15 protein-coding genes are annotated in these 17911 nt (G+C 57.3%); 7 read left to right on the forward strand and 8 right to left on the reverse strand.

Features of this window, described 5'->3' with window-relative positions:
- Positions 1-52: 52 nt before the first annotated feature.
- The gene (djlA, locus tag G6041_RS14775; protein WP_012125784.1) at positions 53-865 is read right to left on the reverse strand and encodes a co-chaperone DjlA; all 813 of its coding nucleotides are present in this window, start codon (positions 863-865) and stop codon (positions 53-55) included.
- A 183-nt stretch (positions 866-1048) separates the two neighbouring features.
- Between djlA and lptD the strand changes: the two genes are divergently transcribed.
- Genes lptD through apaH form a run of 6 tightly spaced genes read left to right on the forward strand, consistent with a single transcriptional unit; the run spans position 1049 to position 7801 of the window.
- Positions 1049-3412: an LPS assembly protein LptD gene (gene lptD, locus G6041_RS14780; RefSeq protein ID WP_012125785.1), complete on the forward strand. Its 2364-nt coding sequence runs from the start codon at positions 1049-1051 to the stop codon at positions 3410-3412.
- Between the two features lie 53 nt (positions 3413-3465).
- Positions 3466-4752 carry a peptidylprolyl isomerase SurA gene (surA, locus tag G6041_RS14785; RefSeq protein ID WP_004385577.1) on the forward strand — a complete coding sequence of 429 codons (1287 nt, stop codon included), beginning with the start codon at positions 3466-3468 and terminating at the stop codon, positions 4750-4752.
- On the forward strand, positions 4752-5747 hold the full coding sequence (pdxA, locus tag G6041_RS14790) for a 4-hydroxythreonine-4-phosphate dehydrogenase PdxA (RefSeq protein WP_004385578.1): 996 nt from the start codon (positions 4752-4754) through the stop codon (positions 5745-5747). The genes surA and pdxA overlap by 1 nt, the downstream gene beginning before the upstream one ends.
- Positions 5744-6565, forward strand: a complete 822-nt coding sequence (gene rsmA, locus G6041_RS14795) for a 16S rRNA (adenine(1518)-N(6)/adenine(1519)-N(6))-dimethyltransferase RsmA (protein ID WP_004385580.1) — start codon at positions 5744-5746, stop codon at positions 6563-6565. Before pdxA ends, rsmA begins: the two co-directional genes overlap by 4 nt.
- 2 nt (positions 6566-6567) lie before the next feature.
- Positions 6568-6945 (forward strand): Co2+/Mg2+ efflux protein ApaG, encoded by a 378-nt coding sequence (gene apaG, locus G6041_RS14800; protein WP_004385583.1) that lies wholly within the window; start codon positions 6568-6570, stop codon positions 6943-6945.
- A gap of 4 nt (positions 6946-6949) precedes the next feature.
- Positions 6950-7801: a bis(5'-nucleosyl)-tetraphosphatase (symmetrical) ApaH gene (gene apaH, locus G6041_RS14805; RefSeq protein WP_012125786.1), complete on the forward strand. Its 852-nt coding sequence runs from the start codon at positions 6950-6952 to the stop codon at positions 7799-7801.
- 266 nt (positions 7802-8067) lie between these two features.
- Here the strand turns inward: apaH and folA are convergent, their stop codons facing one another.
- On the reverse strand, positions 8068-8547 hold the full coding sequence (gene folA / locus G6041_RS14810; protein WP_004386239.1) for a type 3 dihydrofolate reductase: 480 nt from the start codon (positions 8545-8547) through the stop codon (positions 8068-8070).
- 265 nt (positions 8548-8812) lie between these two features.
- Here folA and G6041_RS14815 point away from each other — a divergent pair, with 265 nt between their 5' ends.
- Entirely contained in the window at positions 8813-9427 is a 615-nt protein-coding gene (locus G6041_RS14815) for a LysE family transporter (protein WP_004386240.1), read from the forward strand.
- A gap of 50 nt (positions 9428-9477) precedes the next feature.
- Here G6041_RS14815 and kefC read toward each other — a convergent pair whose 3' ends face one another.
- The 6 genes from kefC to carA form a co-directional block, all read right to left on the reverse strand.
- On the reverse strand, positions 9478-11340 hold the full coding sequence (gene kefC / locus G6041_RS14820; protein WP_012125788.1) for a glutathione-regulated potassium-efflux system protein KefC: 1863 nt from the start codon (positions 11338-11340) through the stop codon (positions 9478-9480).
- Positions 11333-11863 carry a glutathione-regulated potassium-efflux system oxidoreductase KefF gene (gene kefF, locus G6041_RS14825; protein WP_004386241.1) on the reverse strand — a complete coding sequence of 177 codons (531 nt, stop codon included), beginning with the start codon at positions 11861-11863 and terminating at the stop codon, positions 11333-11335. Before kefF ends, kefC begins: the two co-directional genes overlap by 8 nt.
- A gap of 213 nt (positions 11864-12076) precedes the next feature.
- Entirely contained in the window at positions 12077-12310 is a 234-nt protein-coding gene (locus tag G6041_RS14830; RefSeq protein ID WP_007701022.1) for a YgdI/YgdR family lipoprotein, read from the reverse strand.
- A 132-nt stretch (positions 12311-12442) separates the two neighbouring features.
- Positions 12443-13306: a hypothetical protein gene (locus G6041_RS14835; protein ID WP_084999173.1), complete on the reverse strand. Its 864-nt coding sequence runs from the start codon at positions 13304-13306 to the stop codon at positions 12443-12445.
- Positions 13307-13465: 159 nt separating this feature from the next.
- Complete coding sequence (gene carB / locus G6041_RS14840) at positions 13466-16690, reverse strand: carbamoyl-phosphate synthase large subunit (protein ID WP_004386244.1); 3225 nt, start codon at positions 16688-16690, stop codon at positions 13466-13468.
- Between the two features lie 17 nt (positions 16691-16707).
- Complete coding sequence (gene carA / locus G6041_RS14845; RefSeq protein ID WP_004386245.1) at positions 16708-17856, reverse strand: glutamine-hydrolyzing carbamoyl-phosphate synthase small subunit; 1149 nt, start codon at positions 17854-17856, stop codon at positions 16708-16710.
- Positions 17857-17911: the final 55 nt, after the last annotated feature.

A 17911-nucleotide genomic window follows, 5' to 3' on the forward strand; every position in this document is an offset into this window, starting at 1 on the left:
ATAAACAAAAAGAGACGCAGACGCGTCTCTTTTTGTTTGGCTCAGGCTTTGCTTAACGAAACCCTTTCGCCGTCTTAATCATGTCGTAGGCTTTCTGAATTTCCTGCGCCTTCTGCTGCGCCATTTGCATCATCTGCGGCGGCAGCCCTTTGGCGACCAGTTTGTCAGGATGATGCTCGCTCATCAGCTTGCGGTACGCGCGTTTGATGGTCGTGGCGTCATCGGTCGTTTTGACACCCAGCACGTTGCAGGCGTCTTCCAGCGTCGGCCCGCGCGGTGCCTGCTGCGCATCGCCGTTGTGCCAGGATTGCTGACCGGAGCCAAACTGCGCGCCGCCCTGCATCATGCGCAGGAACTGATCGAACTGCATGCGGGAAATCCCCAGCTCTTCGCCAATCACATACAGCACGTCGCGCTCTTTCGGGTGCAGCGAGCCGTCCGCAAACGCGGTCTGGATCTGAATTTCCAGAAACATCCGAATCAGATCAAAGCGGCCAAAGCAGACGCTGCGAAGCTGGCGCATTTTATCGCGCAACGGATAGCCATTTTCCTTGCCCACGCGAAACGCGTTGCGGGCCGCGTCTCGCGACGCGCCGTGCAGGTTCATGCGATCCATTAACTGCGTCGCCACCTGAATATCGGCTTCCGTGACACGACCTTTCGATTTGGTCAGGTGTCCCATCACCTCAAACGTAGTGGCGAAGAAGAGCGACTGACGTTCCTGCTGGCTGGTGAACCAGACGGTACGACGGCTGCGCGCTTTGTCTATCATATGGCCTATTACGAGGCCTAAGATGACGCCCCAGACTCCACCGCCGACCAGCAGCCCGGTGAGCCCTCCAACCAGTTTTCCCCAATACTGCATATACTCCCCAAATGGTCATGCCGTCAGCCAGAAATTCCTTTATCATACCTGCCATTCAAAGCGGTGCCTAACCGGCAGGCAGAAAAGCAGACAGGATAACACTGGCGCTGTAGTGATGAGTAAGTTAGTCTCTGACCGTTTGCCGACGCGAAGCCATTGATGATGGAACCACGAATAACTCGTATGAAAAAACGTATTCCCACCTTGCTGGCCACCATGATTGGCGCAGCCCTTTACAGCCAACAAGGCATGGCTGCCGATCTTGCTTCTCAATGTAAGCTTGGCATACCCACCTATAATCGTCCTCTGGTACAGGGCGACCCTAACCAGTTGCCGGTGACCATTAACGCCGATCATGCGAAAGGTAACTACCCGGACAACGCGGTATTTACTGGTAATGTCGATATTCAGCAAGGTAATGGTCGCCTGCAGGCCGATGAAGTACAGCTTCATCAAAAGCAGGTGGAAGGCCAGCCAACGCCTGTGCGCACGGTCGATGCCCTAGGTAATGTGCACTATGATGACAATCAGGTCATCCTGAAAGGTCCTAAAGCGTGGGCAAATTTAAATACTAAGGATACCAACGTCTGGGAAGGCGATTACCAGATGGTAGGGCGTCAGGGCCGCGGTAAAGCGGATCTGATGAAACAACGCGGCGAAAACCGCTATACCATTCTGGAAAACGGTTCATTCACTTCCTGTCTGCCGGGTTCCGACACCTGGAGCGTGGTCGGTAGTGAAGTTATCCACGACCGCGAAGAGCAGGTCGCTGAAATCTGGAACGCCCGTTTTAAACTCGGCCCGGTGCCGGTGTTCTACAGCCCCTATTTGCAGCTGCCGGTTGGCGATAAACGTCGTTCCGGCTTCCTTATCCCGAACGCGCAATACAGTAAGAACAACTATTTCGAGTTCTCCTTACCGTATTACTGGAATATCGCACCGAACTTCGATGCCACCATTACCCCGCACTACATGCATAAGCGTGGTAACGTGCAGTGGCAGAATGAATTCCGCTATCTGACGCACGCAGGCGCGGGCCTGATGGAATTCGACTATCTGCCGTCGGATAACGTCTATCAGGATGAGCATCCGGAGATGGATTCTAAACACCGCTGGCTGTACTACTGGCAGCACGTTGGTGTAATGGATCAGGTGTGGCGCTTTAACGTTAACTACACCAAGGTTAGCGACACCGATTACTTTAACGATTTCAACTCGAAATACGGCTCGAGTACCGACGGCTACGCGACGCAGTTCTTCAGCGTGGGATATGCGGTCCAGAACTTCGACGCGACGGTTTCCGCACGCCAGTTCCAGGTGTTCGATGCCAGCCGAGGGAGCTCCTATCGTGCCGAGCCGCAGCTTGACGTCAATTTCTACCAGAACGACGTCGGGCCGTTCGATACGCATCTTTACGCTCAGGCCGTCCATTTCACTAACGTGAACGAGAATTACCCGGAAGCGACGCGTCTGCACCTTGAGCCGACCATCAATCTGCCGATGTCTAACGACTGGGGCAGCCTGAATGCCGAGGCAAAACTGCTGGCGACACATTATCAGCAGGACAATCTCGAACGTTACCGGAACTATCTTGGCGGCAATAACGAAGCGGCTAACAATCTTGAAGATTCCGTTAACCGCGTTCTGCCGCAGTTTAAGCTCGACGGTAAAGTGGTCTTCGAGCGTGACGCCAATCTTATCGGCGATGGTTTTACCCAGACCCTGGAGCCGCGCGCGCAGTATCTCTACGTGCCGTACCGCGATCAGAGCACGATCAACAACTACGACTCCTCACTGCTGCAGTCCGACTACTCCGGCCTGTTCCGTGACCGTACTTACGGCGGCCTTGACCGTATCGCGTCTGCAAATCAGGTCACAACGGGCGTGACGTCACGTATTTATGATGACGCCGCGGTTGAACGTTTTAACGTTTCTGTAGGTCAAATCTACTACTTCACCCAGTCCCGTACCGGCGATGACAACATCAACTGGGAGAAGAATAAAGATACGGGCTCGATGGTCTGGGCAGGTGATACTTACTGGCGCATCAGCGATCGCTGGGGCCTGCGCGGCGGCGTGCAGTATGACGCGCGCCTTGCTAACGTTGCCACTGGCAACGGCGTCATCGAGTACCGTCGTGATGAAGATCGCGTGGTGCAGCTGAACTACCGTTACGCAAGCCCGGAGTATATCCAGGCGACGCTGCCGACTTTTGCGCGATCAGAACAGTATAAAGACGGTATTAATCAGGTGGGCATGACGGCGAGCTGGCCGGTTGTGGATCGCTGGTCGGTCGTGGGCGCGTATTACTACGACACCAATACCAACGAAGCGGCCGATCAGATGCTCGGCGTGCAGTACAACTCCTGCTGTTATGCCATCCGCGTCGGTTATGAGCGGAAACTCAACGGCTGGGATATTGATAAGAGCAAATACGATGAAGTCATTGGCTTCAACATTGAGCTGCGCGGCCTGAGCTCCAACTACGGTCTCGGCACTCAGCAGATGCTGCGCTCGAATATTCTGCCGTATCAGCGCTCCATGTAATGCTCAGATTTTGAAACATCCTCCGCTTTGCGGTTAAACGAAATGGAAAAGGTATGAAGAACTGGAAAACGCTGCTTCTCGGTATCACCCTGGTGGTGAATACCAGCTTCGCTGCTCCGCAGGTTGTCGATAAAGTTGCAGCCGTCGTGAACAACGGCGTGGTACTGGAAAGTGACGTTGATGGCCTCATGCAGTCGGTAAAGCTTAACGCCAACCAGGCAGGCCAGCAGCTCCCGGATGACAGCACGCTGCGTCATCAGATTCTGGAACGTCTGATCATGGATCAGATTATGTTGCAGATGGGCCAGAAAATGGGCGTGAAAATCAGCGATGAACAGCTTGACCAGGCTATCGCTAATATCGCCAAACAAAACAACATGACGCTCGATCAGATGCGTAGCCGTCTGGCCTATGACGGCCTGAACTACAACACCTATCGCGCCCAGATCCGCAAAGAGATGATCATCTCTGAAGTGCGTAATAACGAAGTGCGTCGTCGCGTTACTATCCTGCCGCAGGAAGTGGAAACCCTGGCCGAGCAGGTCGGCAACCAGAACGACGCCAGCACCGAACTGAACCTGAGCCACATTCTGATCCCGCTGCCGGAAAACCCGACCGCCGATCAGGTGAGCGAAGCCGAAGCGCAGGCGCGTTCGATTATCGATCAGGCGCGTAACGGCGGCGATTTCGGTAAGCTTGCGATTACCTATTCCGCAGACCAGCAGGCGCTGAAAGGCGGCCAGATGGGCTGGGGCCGTATTCAGGAGCTGCCTTCTGTGTTCGCCCAGGCGCTGAGCACGGCGAAGAAAGGCGACGTGATTGGCCCGATCCGCTCAGGCGTCGGCTTCCATATCATTAAAGTGAACGATCTGCGTGGCCAGTCTCAGACCGTGTCGGTCACTGAAGTCCATGCGCGTCACATTCTGCTCAAGCCGTCGCCGATCATGACCGATCAGCAGGCGCGTCAGAAACTTGAAGAGATCGCCGCTGATATCAAGAGTGGTAAAACCACCTTTGCTCAGGCCGCGCGTGAATTCTCTCAGGATCCGGGTTCTGCTAACCAGGGCGGGGATCTCGGCTGGGCGGCAGCGGATGTTTACGATCCGGCTTTCCGCGATGCGCTGATGAGCCTCAGCAAAGGCCAGATGAGCACGCCGGTACACTCGTCTTTCGGCTGGCATCTGATCGAACTGCTGGATACCCGCAAGTCTGACCGCACCGACGCGGCCCAGAAAGATCGCGCCTATCGCATGCTCTTTAACCGCAAATTCTCCGAAGAAGCGGCGACCTGGATGCAGGAACAACGCGCCAGCGCCTACGTGAAAATTCTGAGCAACTGATGGTAAAAACCCCTCGCGTGGTCATTACGCCCGGCGAACCCGCCGGGATTGGCCCCGACCTGGTTGTCGCGCTGGCCCAGAATAGCTGGCCTGCGCAACTGGTCGTCTGCGCCGACCCGTCGCTCCTTACCGCGCGGGCGGCGCAGCTCGGTTTACCGCTCACGCTATTGCCCTTCTCGTCTGATAAACCCGCCGCTCCCCAGGCGGCAGGTACGCTCACGCTCCTGCCCGTTACGCTAAAAGCGCCTGTCGTGCCCGGTACGCTCGATGCGGCGAACGGCAGTTACGTGGTGGAAACCCTGGCGCGCGCCTGCGATGGCTGCCTGAGCGGCGAATTCGACGCGCTGGTTACCGGCCCGGTGCACAAAGGGATTATCAACGACGCGGGCATTCCGTTTACCGGCCATACCGAGTTCTTTGAAGCGCGCAGTCATAGCGAAAAAGTCGTGATGATGCTCGCCACCGAAGCGCTGCGCGTCGCCCTGGTCACGACACATCTGCCGCTGAAAGCGGTGGCGGACGCCATTACGCCGGATCTCCTGCGCCATATCCTCACGACGCTGCATCACGACCTGCAAAGCAAATTTGGTATCGCGAACCCGCACGTGCTGGTCTGCGGCCTGAACCCGCACGCGGGCGAAGGCGGTCATATGGGCACCGAGGAGATCGATACGATTATCCCTGTGCTGGAAGCGATGCGCGCGAAAGGGATGCGTCTCACCGGCCCGCTGCCCGCTGATACCCTTTTTCAGCCCAAATACCTCGAAAACGCCGATGCGGTGCTGGCGATGTACCACGATCAGGGCCTGCCCGTGCTAAAATACCAGGGATTTGGCCGCGCGGTGAACATTACGCTCGGCCTGCCCTTTATCCGCACATCGGTCGATCACGGCACCGCGCTGGAACTGGCAGGTTCCGGAAACGCCAGCGTCGGCAGTTTTATTACGGCGCTTAATCTCGCCATCAGCATGATTGTGAACAGTAAGAATCAATGAATAATCGAGTCCACCAGGGCCATTTAGCCCGCAAACGCTTCGGGCAAAACTTTCTTAACGATCAGTTCGTTATAGACAGCATCGTCTCTGCAATTAACCCACAAAAAGGCCAGGCGATGGTAGAAATCGGCCCGGGCCTTGCCGCGTTAACCGAGCCGGTGGGCGAACGCCTTGACCAGCTTACCGTTATTGAGCTTGACCGCGATCTGGCAGCGCGCCTGCAAACGCATCCGTTCCTTGGCCCGAAACTGACCATTTATCAGCAGGACGCCATGACCATGGATTTCGGCGAACTGTCGCAGAAGATGGGCCAGCCGCTGCGCGTGTTCGGTAACCTGCCGTACAATATCTCGACCCCGCTGATGTTCCACCTCTTTAGCTATACTGATGCGATTGCCGACATGCACTTCATGCTGCAAAAAGAGGTGGTCAACCGTCTGGTGGCGGGGCCGAACAGCAAGGCGTACGGTCGTTTAAGCGTGATGGCGCAATATTTCTGCCAGGTTATTCCTGTGCTTGAAGTGCCGCCCACCGCCTTTACGCCGCCGCCTAAAGTGGATTCCGCCGTGGTGCGCCTTGTGCCGCACGCCACGCCGCCGCATCCGGTGAAAGAGCTGCGTCTGTTAAGCCGTCTCACCACCGAAGCGTTTAACCAGCGCCGTAAAACGATTCGCAACAGCCTTGGCAATGTGTTCAGCCCTGAGGTTCTGACGTCGCTCGGCATCGACCCGGCTATGCGCGCCGAGAATATTTCTGTTGCGCAGTATTGCCAGATGGCGAATTATTTAGCTGATAATCCGCCCTCGAAGGAGAGCTAAACATGGCTGATTCACCCCGCGTTTGCGTACAGGTACAAAGCGTTTATATCGAAGCCCAGTCTTCACCGGAGGATGAACGTTTCGTCTTTGCCTATACCGTCACCGTCCGCAATCTGGGGCGAACGCCTGTTCAGCTGCTGGGCCGCTACTGGCTTATCACCAACGGCAACGGTAAAGAGACCGAAGTCCAGGGTGAAGGCGTGGTAGGGGTTCAGCCCCATATCCAGCCCGGCGGCGAATACCAGTACACCAGCGGCGCGGTCATTGAAACGCCGTTCGGCACAATGCAGGGCCACTACGAAATGGTGGACGATCAGGGCAACGGTTTTCACCTTGATATCCCGGTTTTCCGCCTCGCCGTTCCCACACTGATCCATTAATACCATGTCTACTTATCTGATTGGCGACGTTCATGGTTGCTACGATGAACTTGTCGCGCTGTTACAGCAGGTCGAATTTACACCAGGCCAGGATACGCTCTGGCTGACCGGCGATCTGGTGGCCCGTGGCCCCGGCTCGCTGGAGGTGCTGCGCTACGTCCGTTCACTCGGCGATTCCGTTCGCATGGTGCTGGGCAACCACGATCTGCATCTGCTGGCGGTTTTCGCGGGTATCAGCCGTAATAAACCGAAAGACCGCGTGACGCCGTTGCTGGAAGCGCCGGACGCCGACGAGCTTATCAACTGGCTGCGCCGCCAGCCGCTGTTGCAGGTGGACGAAGATAAAAAGCTGGTGATGGCCCACGCGGGTATTACGCCACAGTGGGATCTCCCTACCGCTCAGGCGTGCGCGCGCGATGTCGAGGCGGTGCTGGCGAGCGACAGCTATCCGCTGTTCCTCGACGCGATGTACGGCGATATGCCGAACAACTGGTCGCCGGAGCTGACGGGCCTTGCGCGCCTGCGCTTTATCTCCAACGCCTTTACGCGGATGCGTTATTGCTTCCCGAACGGCCAGCTCGATATGTATTGCAAAGAGAGCCCGGAAAGCGCGCCCGCGCCGCTGAAACCGTGGTTCGCCATTCCGGGGCCGGTGGCGCAGGAGTACGCGATCGTCTTTGGACACTGGGCGTCGCTGGAAGGAAAAGGCACGCCGGAGAATATCTACGCGCTCGATACCGGCTGCTGCTGGGGCGGTACCCTGACCTGTCTGCGCTGGGAAGATAAAGCGGTGTTCACGCAGCACTCCAATCGCCAGGCCGACAGCGACGACGACAAAGCCGCGATCGCATCCTGATCGTTTTTTGTAAAAGGTGGATGCGTTCCGCTTATCCACCCTACCTTTTCTCACCACCATCCCCGTAGGGCGGGTGAGCAACGCGCACCCGCCGTAAAACAAAAGGTGGATGCGCTACGCTTATCCACCCTACAAACCATGCACCGCTCCCCGTAGGGCGGGTAAGCCACGCGCACCCGCCGTAAACCGCACCCGCAGCCCCATAAAAAAAGCGGACGCGCCATGCGCATCCGCTTTTTCAACACAACCGTCAACCCAGACGCGGCTTAACGGCGCTCCAGAATCTCGAAACAATAGCTGTGTGAGTTCTTCTCATCGGCGTCATGGAATTCGCTGAACACCGACTGCCACTCGTCCGGCTCGTAATCCGGGAAATGGGTATCGCCTTCCACTTCCGCATCGATATGGGTGAGATAAAGACGCTGCGCGCGCGGCAGGAACTGCTCGTAAACGCGACCGCCGCCAATCACCATCACTTCTTCGGCATCACCGCAGGCCTGTAGCGCTTCCTCAACGGAGCGCACCCACACCACACGGTCATCGTCGCCCGGACGGCTGCTGAGCACAATATTTTTACGGCCCGGCAGCGGGCGACCGATCGATTCCCAGGTCAGACGCCCCATGATAACCGGTTTATTAAGCGTGTTACGTTTAAACCAGGCGAGATCGGCCGGGAGGTCCCACGGCATGGCGTTTTCCATACCAATCACGCGATCCACCGCTAAAGCCGCAATCAGACTGATCATTGATAATTTCCCAGGTATAAAAAATTGCCGCCACTATACGGAAAGCGCAATCTTTAGTCGACTGGCGACCCGAACCAGATAAAGAATTTTTTTTGTTCTGCTGTGGAGGGCACGATGCAGCGTTTTTCGCCGCTTCGTTATGCGTATGAAACCAAACGCGTTTCGACTTTACACCCGTGTAAACCCGTTTTGTTGCCTGAAGGCAGCAGATGTCAAAATGTACTGAATGCTTTATAGTGCGCGCTTGCTGAAGTGAGGATAGACCATGCTGGAAACCACCCTTTTTGTTGCCACTATTGCGGCGCTGGGCATGCTGTCGCCGGGCCCCGATTTCTTTCTGGTTATCAAAAACGCCGCGCGCTATCCGCGCAGCGCCGCGATGATGACGGCCGCAGGCGTCATCGCAGGCGTTGTGACGCATATGACCTACTGTGTCGCGGGCATCGCGGTAGTCATCACCACCACGCCGTGGCTTTTCGGCGCGCTGAAATATGTCGGCGCAGCGTATCTCGTCTGGCTTGGCGTGAATGCGCTGCTGGCGCGCGGCACCACCAGTCTGGCGCTCGATGGCGTGGCGCAGGAGAGCACTTCGCTTAAAAAAGCGTTTATTCAGGGTTACCTCTGTAACCTGCTGAACCCCAAAGCCACGCTGTTCTTTCTGGCGATGTTCACTCAGGTGCTGAACGTAAACTCCGGCCTGATGGAAAAACTCTGGTACGCGGGCATTATCGTCGCGCTGACGCTGGTCTGGTGGCCGCTGCTGGTCCTGTTGATTCAGAGCCAGCCGGTGCGCCGCGGCCTGACCAAAGCACAGAAGGTGATCGACAAACTGCTGGGCGGCATGCTGCTGGCGCTCGGCATTAAAGTGGCGCTGAGCTAACGCCGCGCTCTGCCTTCGCGCAAAAGAAAACGCCCCGACAGGGGCGTTTTTTATGGCTGCGGTTTCACTTCCGGCTCGTCGGCATCATTGCCGGTGTGTTTGCCTTCCCGTGTCCCCTGCCAGCCGTGGCGCTGAATCAACGACAAGTGCGCGCGGTCTTCGCTGATGATCTCCGTCAGCATCGCGCTGGTGCGCCTGAAGGTGGCGGCGCGCGCCGAGGTGTCGTTGTCGCCTTCAGCCATTTCATCCACCATTTGCTGGTTATAACAACGAAACAGATCGGCGCGCTCGCGCGCTTCGTAACTGCCGATGCCCAGCTCCTCCAGCGCCATGCGCCCTACCCGCAGCGCGCCTTCGAACGTTTCACGCTCCGGCTGCGCGACCCCTGCCTGACGCAGGCGAATGTAATGATCGACATCGCGGGCGCGGGCGATAATCCGCACCTGCGGAAAGTGAGTCTGCACCAGCTCCGTCAGTTGCAGATTCGCCTGCGGATCGTCAATGGCGTTAATCAGCACTTCGGCTTTCGCCACGCCCGCCGATTCCAGCAGGTCGACGCGGGTGGCATCGCCATAAAACACTTTCATGCCAAATTTGCGCAGCGTTTCGATATGGTCCGGATCGTGATCGAGAACCACCATCTTCACGCCGCTGGAGAGCAACAAACGGCCGGCTATCTGACCAAATCGCCCGAAGCCCGCGATAATCACCCGCGGCTGCTCTTCATCAATCTCATCAGCTTCACGCGCCTGCTGCTGCCCCGATTTTTCAAGGCGGGTTAACAGCACCAGCAGCAGCGGCGTCGCGGCCATGGAGAGCGCCACCGCGAGCGTCAGCGCCTTCGCCCATTCGGCATCCAGCACTTCGGCGCTGCGCGCCGCGCCGAAAATCACGAACGCGAACTCACTTCCCTGCCCTAACAGCACGGCAAACCAGCGCCGCTGACGCCCTGGCACCTTCAGTGGTTTCGCGACAAGCCACAGCGTGACGGTTTTGATAATCAGGAAGCCGAACAGCAGTGTAAGCACGCGCAGCGGATGCGCCACCAGCGTGCCGAAATCAATCGACATCCCGACGCCGATAAAAAAGAGGCCCAGTAGCAGCCCTTTGAACGGCTCGATATCGCTCTCCAGCGCGTGGCGGTATTCCGAGCTTGCCAGCAACACGCCCGCGAGAAACGCGCCCATCGCCATCGACAGCCCGGCCTCTTCCAGCAGCAGCCCGAAGCCGAACACCAGAAACAGCGCCACGGCGCTGAACACCTCGCGAAGCCCGGAGCGCGCCACAAAGCGCAGCGCCGGTCGCGCGACAAAACGCCCGAGCAACACCACCAGCGCCAGCGCGCCGACCACTTTCAGCGCCGAAAGGAAAAACGCGCTGGCGGTCGTCGCCTCGCCGCTCGCGGCCAGCAGCGGGATCATCGCCACCAGCGGGATCGCGGCGATATCCTGGAACAGCAGTACGGCAAAGGCGCTGCGCCCCATTTGTGATGCCGTCAGGTTGCGCTCGTTCATCGCCTGCATGGCGATGGCCGTTGAAGAAAGCGCAAGCGTAAGGCCAATCAGCAGCGCCACCTGCCAGCGCAGCCCGAGCGCCACACAAAAGCCGCCGAGCAGCAGGCCGCACGCGCCCATCTGCAACGCGCCGCCGCCAAAGACCGAGGCGCGCAGCTTCCACAGGCGCTGTGGGTCTAGCTCCAGCCCGATGACAAACAGCATCAGCACCACGCCGATTTCCGCGAAATGCAAAATCGCCTGCGCGTCCGTCACCAGTCGTAATCCCCACGGGCCAATCAGCCCGCCGGCAATCAGATATCCCAGCACTGAGCCAAGCCCGAGGCGCACCGCGACGGGCACAATCAGCGCGGCCGATCCGAGGTAGATCAGCGCCTGTATCAACGTATGACTATCCATGATGGCGCTCCTGCCAGTCGGTTAAGCGTTTCAGGTATTCCCGCGCTTTGCCTTCGAGCGTTTCGTCGTCGCAGACAAAGGTGCGGTGCATCGCATAGGGTGTTAGCCAGTTCAGGCCGCAATAGAGCGCGGTGGCCTGTAACGGCTGCGCGAGCACGTCGAAGCCAGGATGGTCGCCAAGATCAAAATGGTGTTTATCGCCGCCGGTCGTCACGGCCCACAGTACGCTTTTGCCCCTGAGCGCCGTTCCGCCTTTGCCATAGGCCCAGCCGTGCGACAACACTTTGTCTATCCAGAGTTTGAACAGCGGCGGCACGCTGTACCACTGCATCGGATGCTGCCAGACGATGAGATCGGCGCGCGCCAGCGCCTCCTGCTCGGCGGGCACGTTGATGTTGAAATCGGGATAAAGCTGATAAAGCGAGCGCACCTCGATATCGTCCAGCCCCTGCACATGCTCCAGCATTCGCCGGTTGGCGTGGGAGTGATGCGGATAGGGGTGCGCATAAATAATTAAAATCATAATCTTGCCTGTGTCCTGCCCACCGTGGGAATGCAATGAGTGTAGCCAGTTAACGGGCGCGCTTACAGGGGCAATCCGCAGGGGTATTAGACGGGGATGAAGCAGAAAGGGTTTACTGCGATTTACCAGTCGGCATAACGCGTCTTGCGGTAAAAACAAAAACGGATGCATCAGCATCCGTTTTTTCAGGCGTGAGAATAAAAAACGCCGTAATTAGTTATCCAGCTCGCTCATGGATTTTACCTGGTCGCGATTGATCTGCTCGGTCTGGCCGGTCTGGGCGTTTTTATAAGAGACCAGCCCGGTATCGCTGTCGACTTCCGGCTTACCGTCGGTGACCACGGTTTTACCGTCGGTCGTCTTAACGGCCTGGTTGGATGAACAGCCCGCCACGGTAAACAGCGTAGCGGCAGCAAAAATGGACGTAATCAGTAGTTTCGATCGCATGGTGTTCTCCCCTGCTTTCAGAGTGTTTTAATGACTTACTTTATTATTTTAGATTAACTTACTGATAACAGATGGAAATACAGACGGTTCTGAGGCCGGGCATCCTGAATGCCGATGCCCGGCGGTCAGATATTACTGCTTCAGCTCCAGAATGGAGCTCATCATGGTGTGATTCAGGTTGGTCATAATTTCATAATAACGGGTCAATTCTTCACCGCCCGCTTTAGGGTTACGCCATTTCTCGCGGTTCTGTTTGTCGAACGCTTTAAGCAGATCTTTCTGGTCACCTGCCGATTCGGCATGAATAAAGTCATTATAAATTTTGGTGGCTTCATTCAGGTTTTGCTGAAGTTCAGGCGAAGTAAACTGCGCGGTGATTTCAGGCGGCTGGTAACGCGACTCCGTGATACGCATGTTTTCAGTGTATTCCACGGAAGGCGAAAACTGATTGTTGTAATAATCCTTAAACTCTTCGAGACGGAAAAGTTTCGTTTTGTAGTTATCCGCAGACGTCGATGACATCGACTCCGGGAAAGGCTCTGTCGGGTTCAGCTCCCACTCTTTCGTAAAATTATCGATAAACAGCCCGCTGCCCATATCTTCGAACGGGCCGGTCACGGTCTGCCCGTCAATGGTCAGGGTGTGAACATCGCCGTTTTCACTGGACGGCGTTACGCCTTCCGCCAGATATTTTTGGATCACGTAGATGTAACGGGTACGGGTCGGGTTGATAAGACCGCTCACGCCCGAGCGAGGCATCGCGCTAAAGACGCTGAATTTCACCTTGTCGCCATTTTCAAGCGTCAGCGTATGCTGGCCCGCGTCCAGTTTAATCGTTTGTGATTGCTCTGCCGCAAGCGTGATTTTTTGATCGTCTACCGAAATCGCGAGCGGTTTCCCGGTCGGGTTATCTATCAGGAACTCTTTGCTGTCACCACCGCCAAAGCAGGCGGTTAATGCCAGACAGGTACCCACAAGCAGGACTTTTTTTAACACGTGTTTCTCCTTAAACGTAAACCGGGAAGTCGGCAAACGAGACAGCCTGAAGGGTAACGGATGGCCGTGCAGGAGTGAAAAACTAATTGGCTATCAAATTTAGGGGGGCGCATATGAAAAAAGCCAGCTTACGCTGGCTTTGGTGGAGTTCACGACGTCTTACTTCGTGATTTGCGCGTGCATCTCCTGAACGGAAATCACCTTCTCGGTGGCGTCAGCGTTCAGCGCCATCGCGGTGGCGAAGCCGCCGTTCAGCGTGGTGTCGTAATGCACTTTGTATTGCAGCGCGCTGCGGCGAATCAGCTTGGAGTCTTCAATCGCCTGACGGCCTGCGGTGGTGTTGATGATGTAGGTGTATTCGCCATTCTTAATGCGATCCTGAATGTGCGGACGACCTTCATGCACCTTGTTCACCAGACGCGGGTTGATGCCCGCCTCACCCAGCACAATCGCAGTGCCGTGGGTGGCGTCCAGCTCAAAGCCGAATTTCAGCAGTTTGGCGGCGAGATCCACCACGCGCTCTTTATCGCCTTCACGCACCGAGAGCAGCGCGCGGCCCTGTTTCTTCATGGTGGAGTTGCTGCCGAGCTGCGCTTTGGCGAACGCTTCCGCGAAGGTGCGGCCCACGCCCATGACTTCGCCGGTGGAGCGCATTTCCGGCCCCAGCAGCGGGTCGACGCCTGGGAATTTGTTGAACGGCAGCACCACTTCTTTCACCGAGTAGTACGGCGGGATGATCTCTTTGGTCACACCCTGCTCGCTCAGCGTCTTGCCCGCCATGACGCGCGCCGCCACTTTCGCCAGCGGCACGCCGGTGGCTTTAGAGACGAACGGCACGGTACGCGCGGCGCGCGGGTTCACTTCAATCAGATAGACTTCGTTATCTTTCACGGCGAACTGCACGTTCATCAGGCCGCGCACCTGGAGTTCAAAGGCCAGTTTCTGCACCTGCTGGCGCATCACGTCCTGGATCTCCTGGCTTAAGGTGTAAGCTGGCAGAGAGCACGCAGAGTCGCCGGAGTGTACGCCCGCCTGTTCGATATGCTCCATGATGCCGCCAATCAGTACCATTTCGCCGTCACAGATAGCATCGACATCCACTTCCACCGCGTCATCCAGGAAGCGATCCAGCAGCACCGGCGCGTCGTTGGAAACGCTGACCGCCGTCTGGAAGTAGCGACGCAGGTCGGCTTCGTCGTAGACGATTTCCATCGCGCGACCGCCCAGTACGTAAGACGGACGCACCACCAGCGGGTAACCAATCTCTTTCGCCTTCTCAACGGCCTGTTCGATGGCCGTCACGGTGGCGTTCGCCGGTTGCTTGAGCTTCAGGCGATCCACTGCCTGCTGGAAGCGCTCGCGGTCTTCCGCGCGGTCAATCGCGTCCGGGCTGGTGCCGATAACCGGCACGCCTGCCGCTTCCAGCGCGCGCGCCAGTTTCAGCGGGGTCTGACCGCCGTACTGCACGATAACGCCTTTCGGTTTCTCGATACGCACGATTTCCAGCACATCTTCCAGCGTTACCGGCTCGAAGTAGAGACGGTCGGAGGTGTCGTAGTCGGTGGAGACCGTTTCCGGGTTACAGTTAACCATAATGGTTTCGTAACCGTCTTCACGCAGCGCGAGCGCGGCGTGTACGCAGCAGTAGTCAAACTCAATGCCCTGGCCGATACGGTTCGGCCCGCCGCCCAGCACCATGATTTTTTCGCGATCCTGGTTCGGGTTGGCTTCGCACTCTTCTTCATAGGTGGAGTACATGTAGGCGGTATCGGTTGAGAACTCCGCCGCGCAGGTATCCACACGTTTGTAGACCGGGTGCAGGTTGTACTGCTCGCGAAGCTTGCGAATTTCCGATTCGCTGACGCCCGCGAGTTTCGCAAGACGCGCATCGGCGAAGCCTTTACGCTTGAGCATACGCAGGAAATCGGCGCTGAGACCGTTAATGCCCTGCTCGGCCACCTGTTCTTCGAGGCGCACCAGCTCTTCAATCTGCACCAGGAACCAGCGGTCGATATTGGTCAGGTTGAACACGCCGTCGACGGACAGACCAGCGCGGAACGCGTCGGCGATGTACCAGATACGCTCGGCGCCCGCGTCTTTCAGCTCGCGGCGAATTTTCGTCAGCGCTTCCGGGTCATCAAGGCTCACTTTCGGGTCAAAACCGGTCGCGCCCACTTCGAGGCCGCGCAGCGCTTTCTGCATCGACTCCTGCTGGGTGCGGCCAATAGCCATCACTTCGCCCACCGATTTCATCTGCGTGGTCAGACGGTCATTGGCACCGGCGAATTTCTCGAAGTTAAAGCGTGGGATTTTGGTGACCACGTAGTCGATGGACGGCTCGAACGACGCCGGGGTACGGCCGCCGGTGATGTCGTTCATCAGCTCATCAAGGGTGTAACCCACCGCCAGTTTCGCCGCCACTTTGGCAATCGGGAAGCCGGTCGCTTTAGAGGCCAGCGCCGAAGAGCGCGACACGCGCGGGTTCATTTCAATCACAATCAGCCGGCCGTTTTTCGGGTTCACCGCAAACTGCACGTTGGAGCCGCCGGTTTCGACGCCGATTTCACGCAGTACCGCCATCGAGGCGTTACGCATGATTTGATACTCTTTGTCGGTCAGCGTCTGGGCAGGAGCCACAGTGATGGAGTCGCCGGTGTGGATGCCCATGGCGTCGAAGTTTTCAATCGAGCAGACGATGATGCAGTTGTCGTTTTTATCACGCACCACTTCCATCTCGTACTCTTTCCAGCCGATCAGCGATTCATCAATCAGCAGCTCTTTGGTCGGCGAGAGATCCAGGCCGCGGGCGCAAATCTCTTCAAACTCTTCGCGGTTATACGCGATGCCGCCGCCGGTGCCGCCCATCGTGAACGACGGGCGAATAATGCACGGATAACCCACATCCGCCGCCACCGCCAGCGCTTCTTCCATATTGTGCGCGATGCCGGAGCGCGCGGTGTCGAGGCCGATTTTCTTCATCGCGACGTCAAAACGGCGACGGTCTTCGGCTTTATCAATCGCATCGGCGGTCGCGCCAATCATGGTCACGCCGAACTCTTCCAGCACGCCCTGACGCTCCAGCTCCAGCGCGCAGTTGAGCGCCGTCTGGCCGCCCATGGTTGGCAGCACCGCGTCCGGGCGCTCTTTTTCGATGATTTTACGCACCACTTCCCAGTGGATCGGCTCGATGTAGGTCGCATCGGCCATCTCCGGGTCGGTCATAATGGTCGCCGGGTTGGAGTTCACCAGAATGACGCGGTAGCCCTCTTCGCGCAGCGCCTTACACGCCTGGGCACCGGAGTAGTCGAATTCACACGCCTGGCCGATAACAATCGGGCCTGCGCCAAGAATCAGGATGCTTTTAATATCTGTACGTTTTGGCATTGTTCTCTTTCTCCCGATTATTTGGCGGTCTTACGGTACTGCTCAATTAATTCGATAAAGTGGTCAAACAGCGGCGCGGCGTCATGCGGGCCGGGGCTCGCCTCAGGGTGTCCCTGGAAGCTGAAGGCCGGTTTATCGGTGCGGTGAATGCCCTGGAGCGTGTTATCGAACAGGGATTTATGGGTCACGCGCAGCGTTGACGGCATGGAGGCTTCATCCACCGCAAACCCGTGGTTCTGGGCGGTGATCATCACGCGGTTGTTGTCGATATCTTTCACCGGGTGGTTGCCGCCGTGATGGCCGAACTTCATCTTCACGGTTTTCGCGCCGCTCGCGAGAGCCAGCAACTGATGGCCGAGGCAGATGCCGAAGACCGGTACGTCGGTTTCGAGGAATTTCTGGATGGCTTCGATGGCGTAGTCACACGGTGCCGGATCGCCAGGGCCGTTGGAGAGGAACACGCCGTCCGGGTTCATTTTCAGGACGTCTTCGGCGGAGGTTTGCGCCGGGACGACCGTCAGGCGGCAGCCTCTGTCCACCAGCATGCGCAGGATGTTGCGCTTCACGCCGTAGTCATACGCCACCACGTGATACGGCAGCTCTTCTTCTTTTTTGGCTTCCGGCAGTTCGCCTGCGAGCGTCCAGCTGCCCTGCGTCCAGCTATAAGCTTCCGCCGTAGTCACTTCTTTCGCCAGATCCATGCCGTTCAGGCCCGGGAAGGCTTTCGCTTTTTCCAGCGCCAGCGCGGCATCGACATTATCCCCTGCGATGATGCAACCGTTCTGAGCGCCCTTCTCACGCAGCAGACGCGTCAGCTTGCGGGTATCGATATCGGCAATCGCCACGATGTTATGGCGCTTCAGGTAAGAAGAGAGATCCTCGGTGTTGCGGTAGTTGCTCGCAATCAGCGGTAAATCACGGATTACAAGGCCCTGCGCGTGTACCTGGGAGGATTCAGCGTCAGCATCGTTAGTGCCGACATTACCAATATGAGGATAAGTGAGAGTGACAATCTGGCGGGAGTAGGAAGGATCAGTGAGGATTTCTTGATAACCGGTCATTGAAGTATTGAAAACGACTTCCCCTACTGCCGTACCTGTTGCCCCGATGGCCCGACCGTAGAATTGGGTTCCGTCTTCCAGAACCAACAGCGCTGACTTAATCAAAACGTCCTCCAGGGAATAAAAAGTCAATATATTTGCATATTAATTCAACCAGTAT

This window comes from Cronobacter sp. HA18003 (assembly GCF_011605905.1).
Lineage (GTDB): Bacteria > Pseudomonadota > Gammaproteobacteria > Enterobacterales > Enterobacteriaceae > Cronobacter > Cronobacter sakazakii.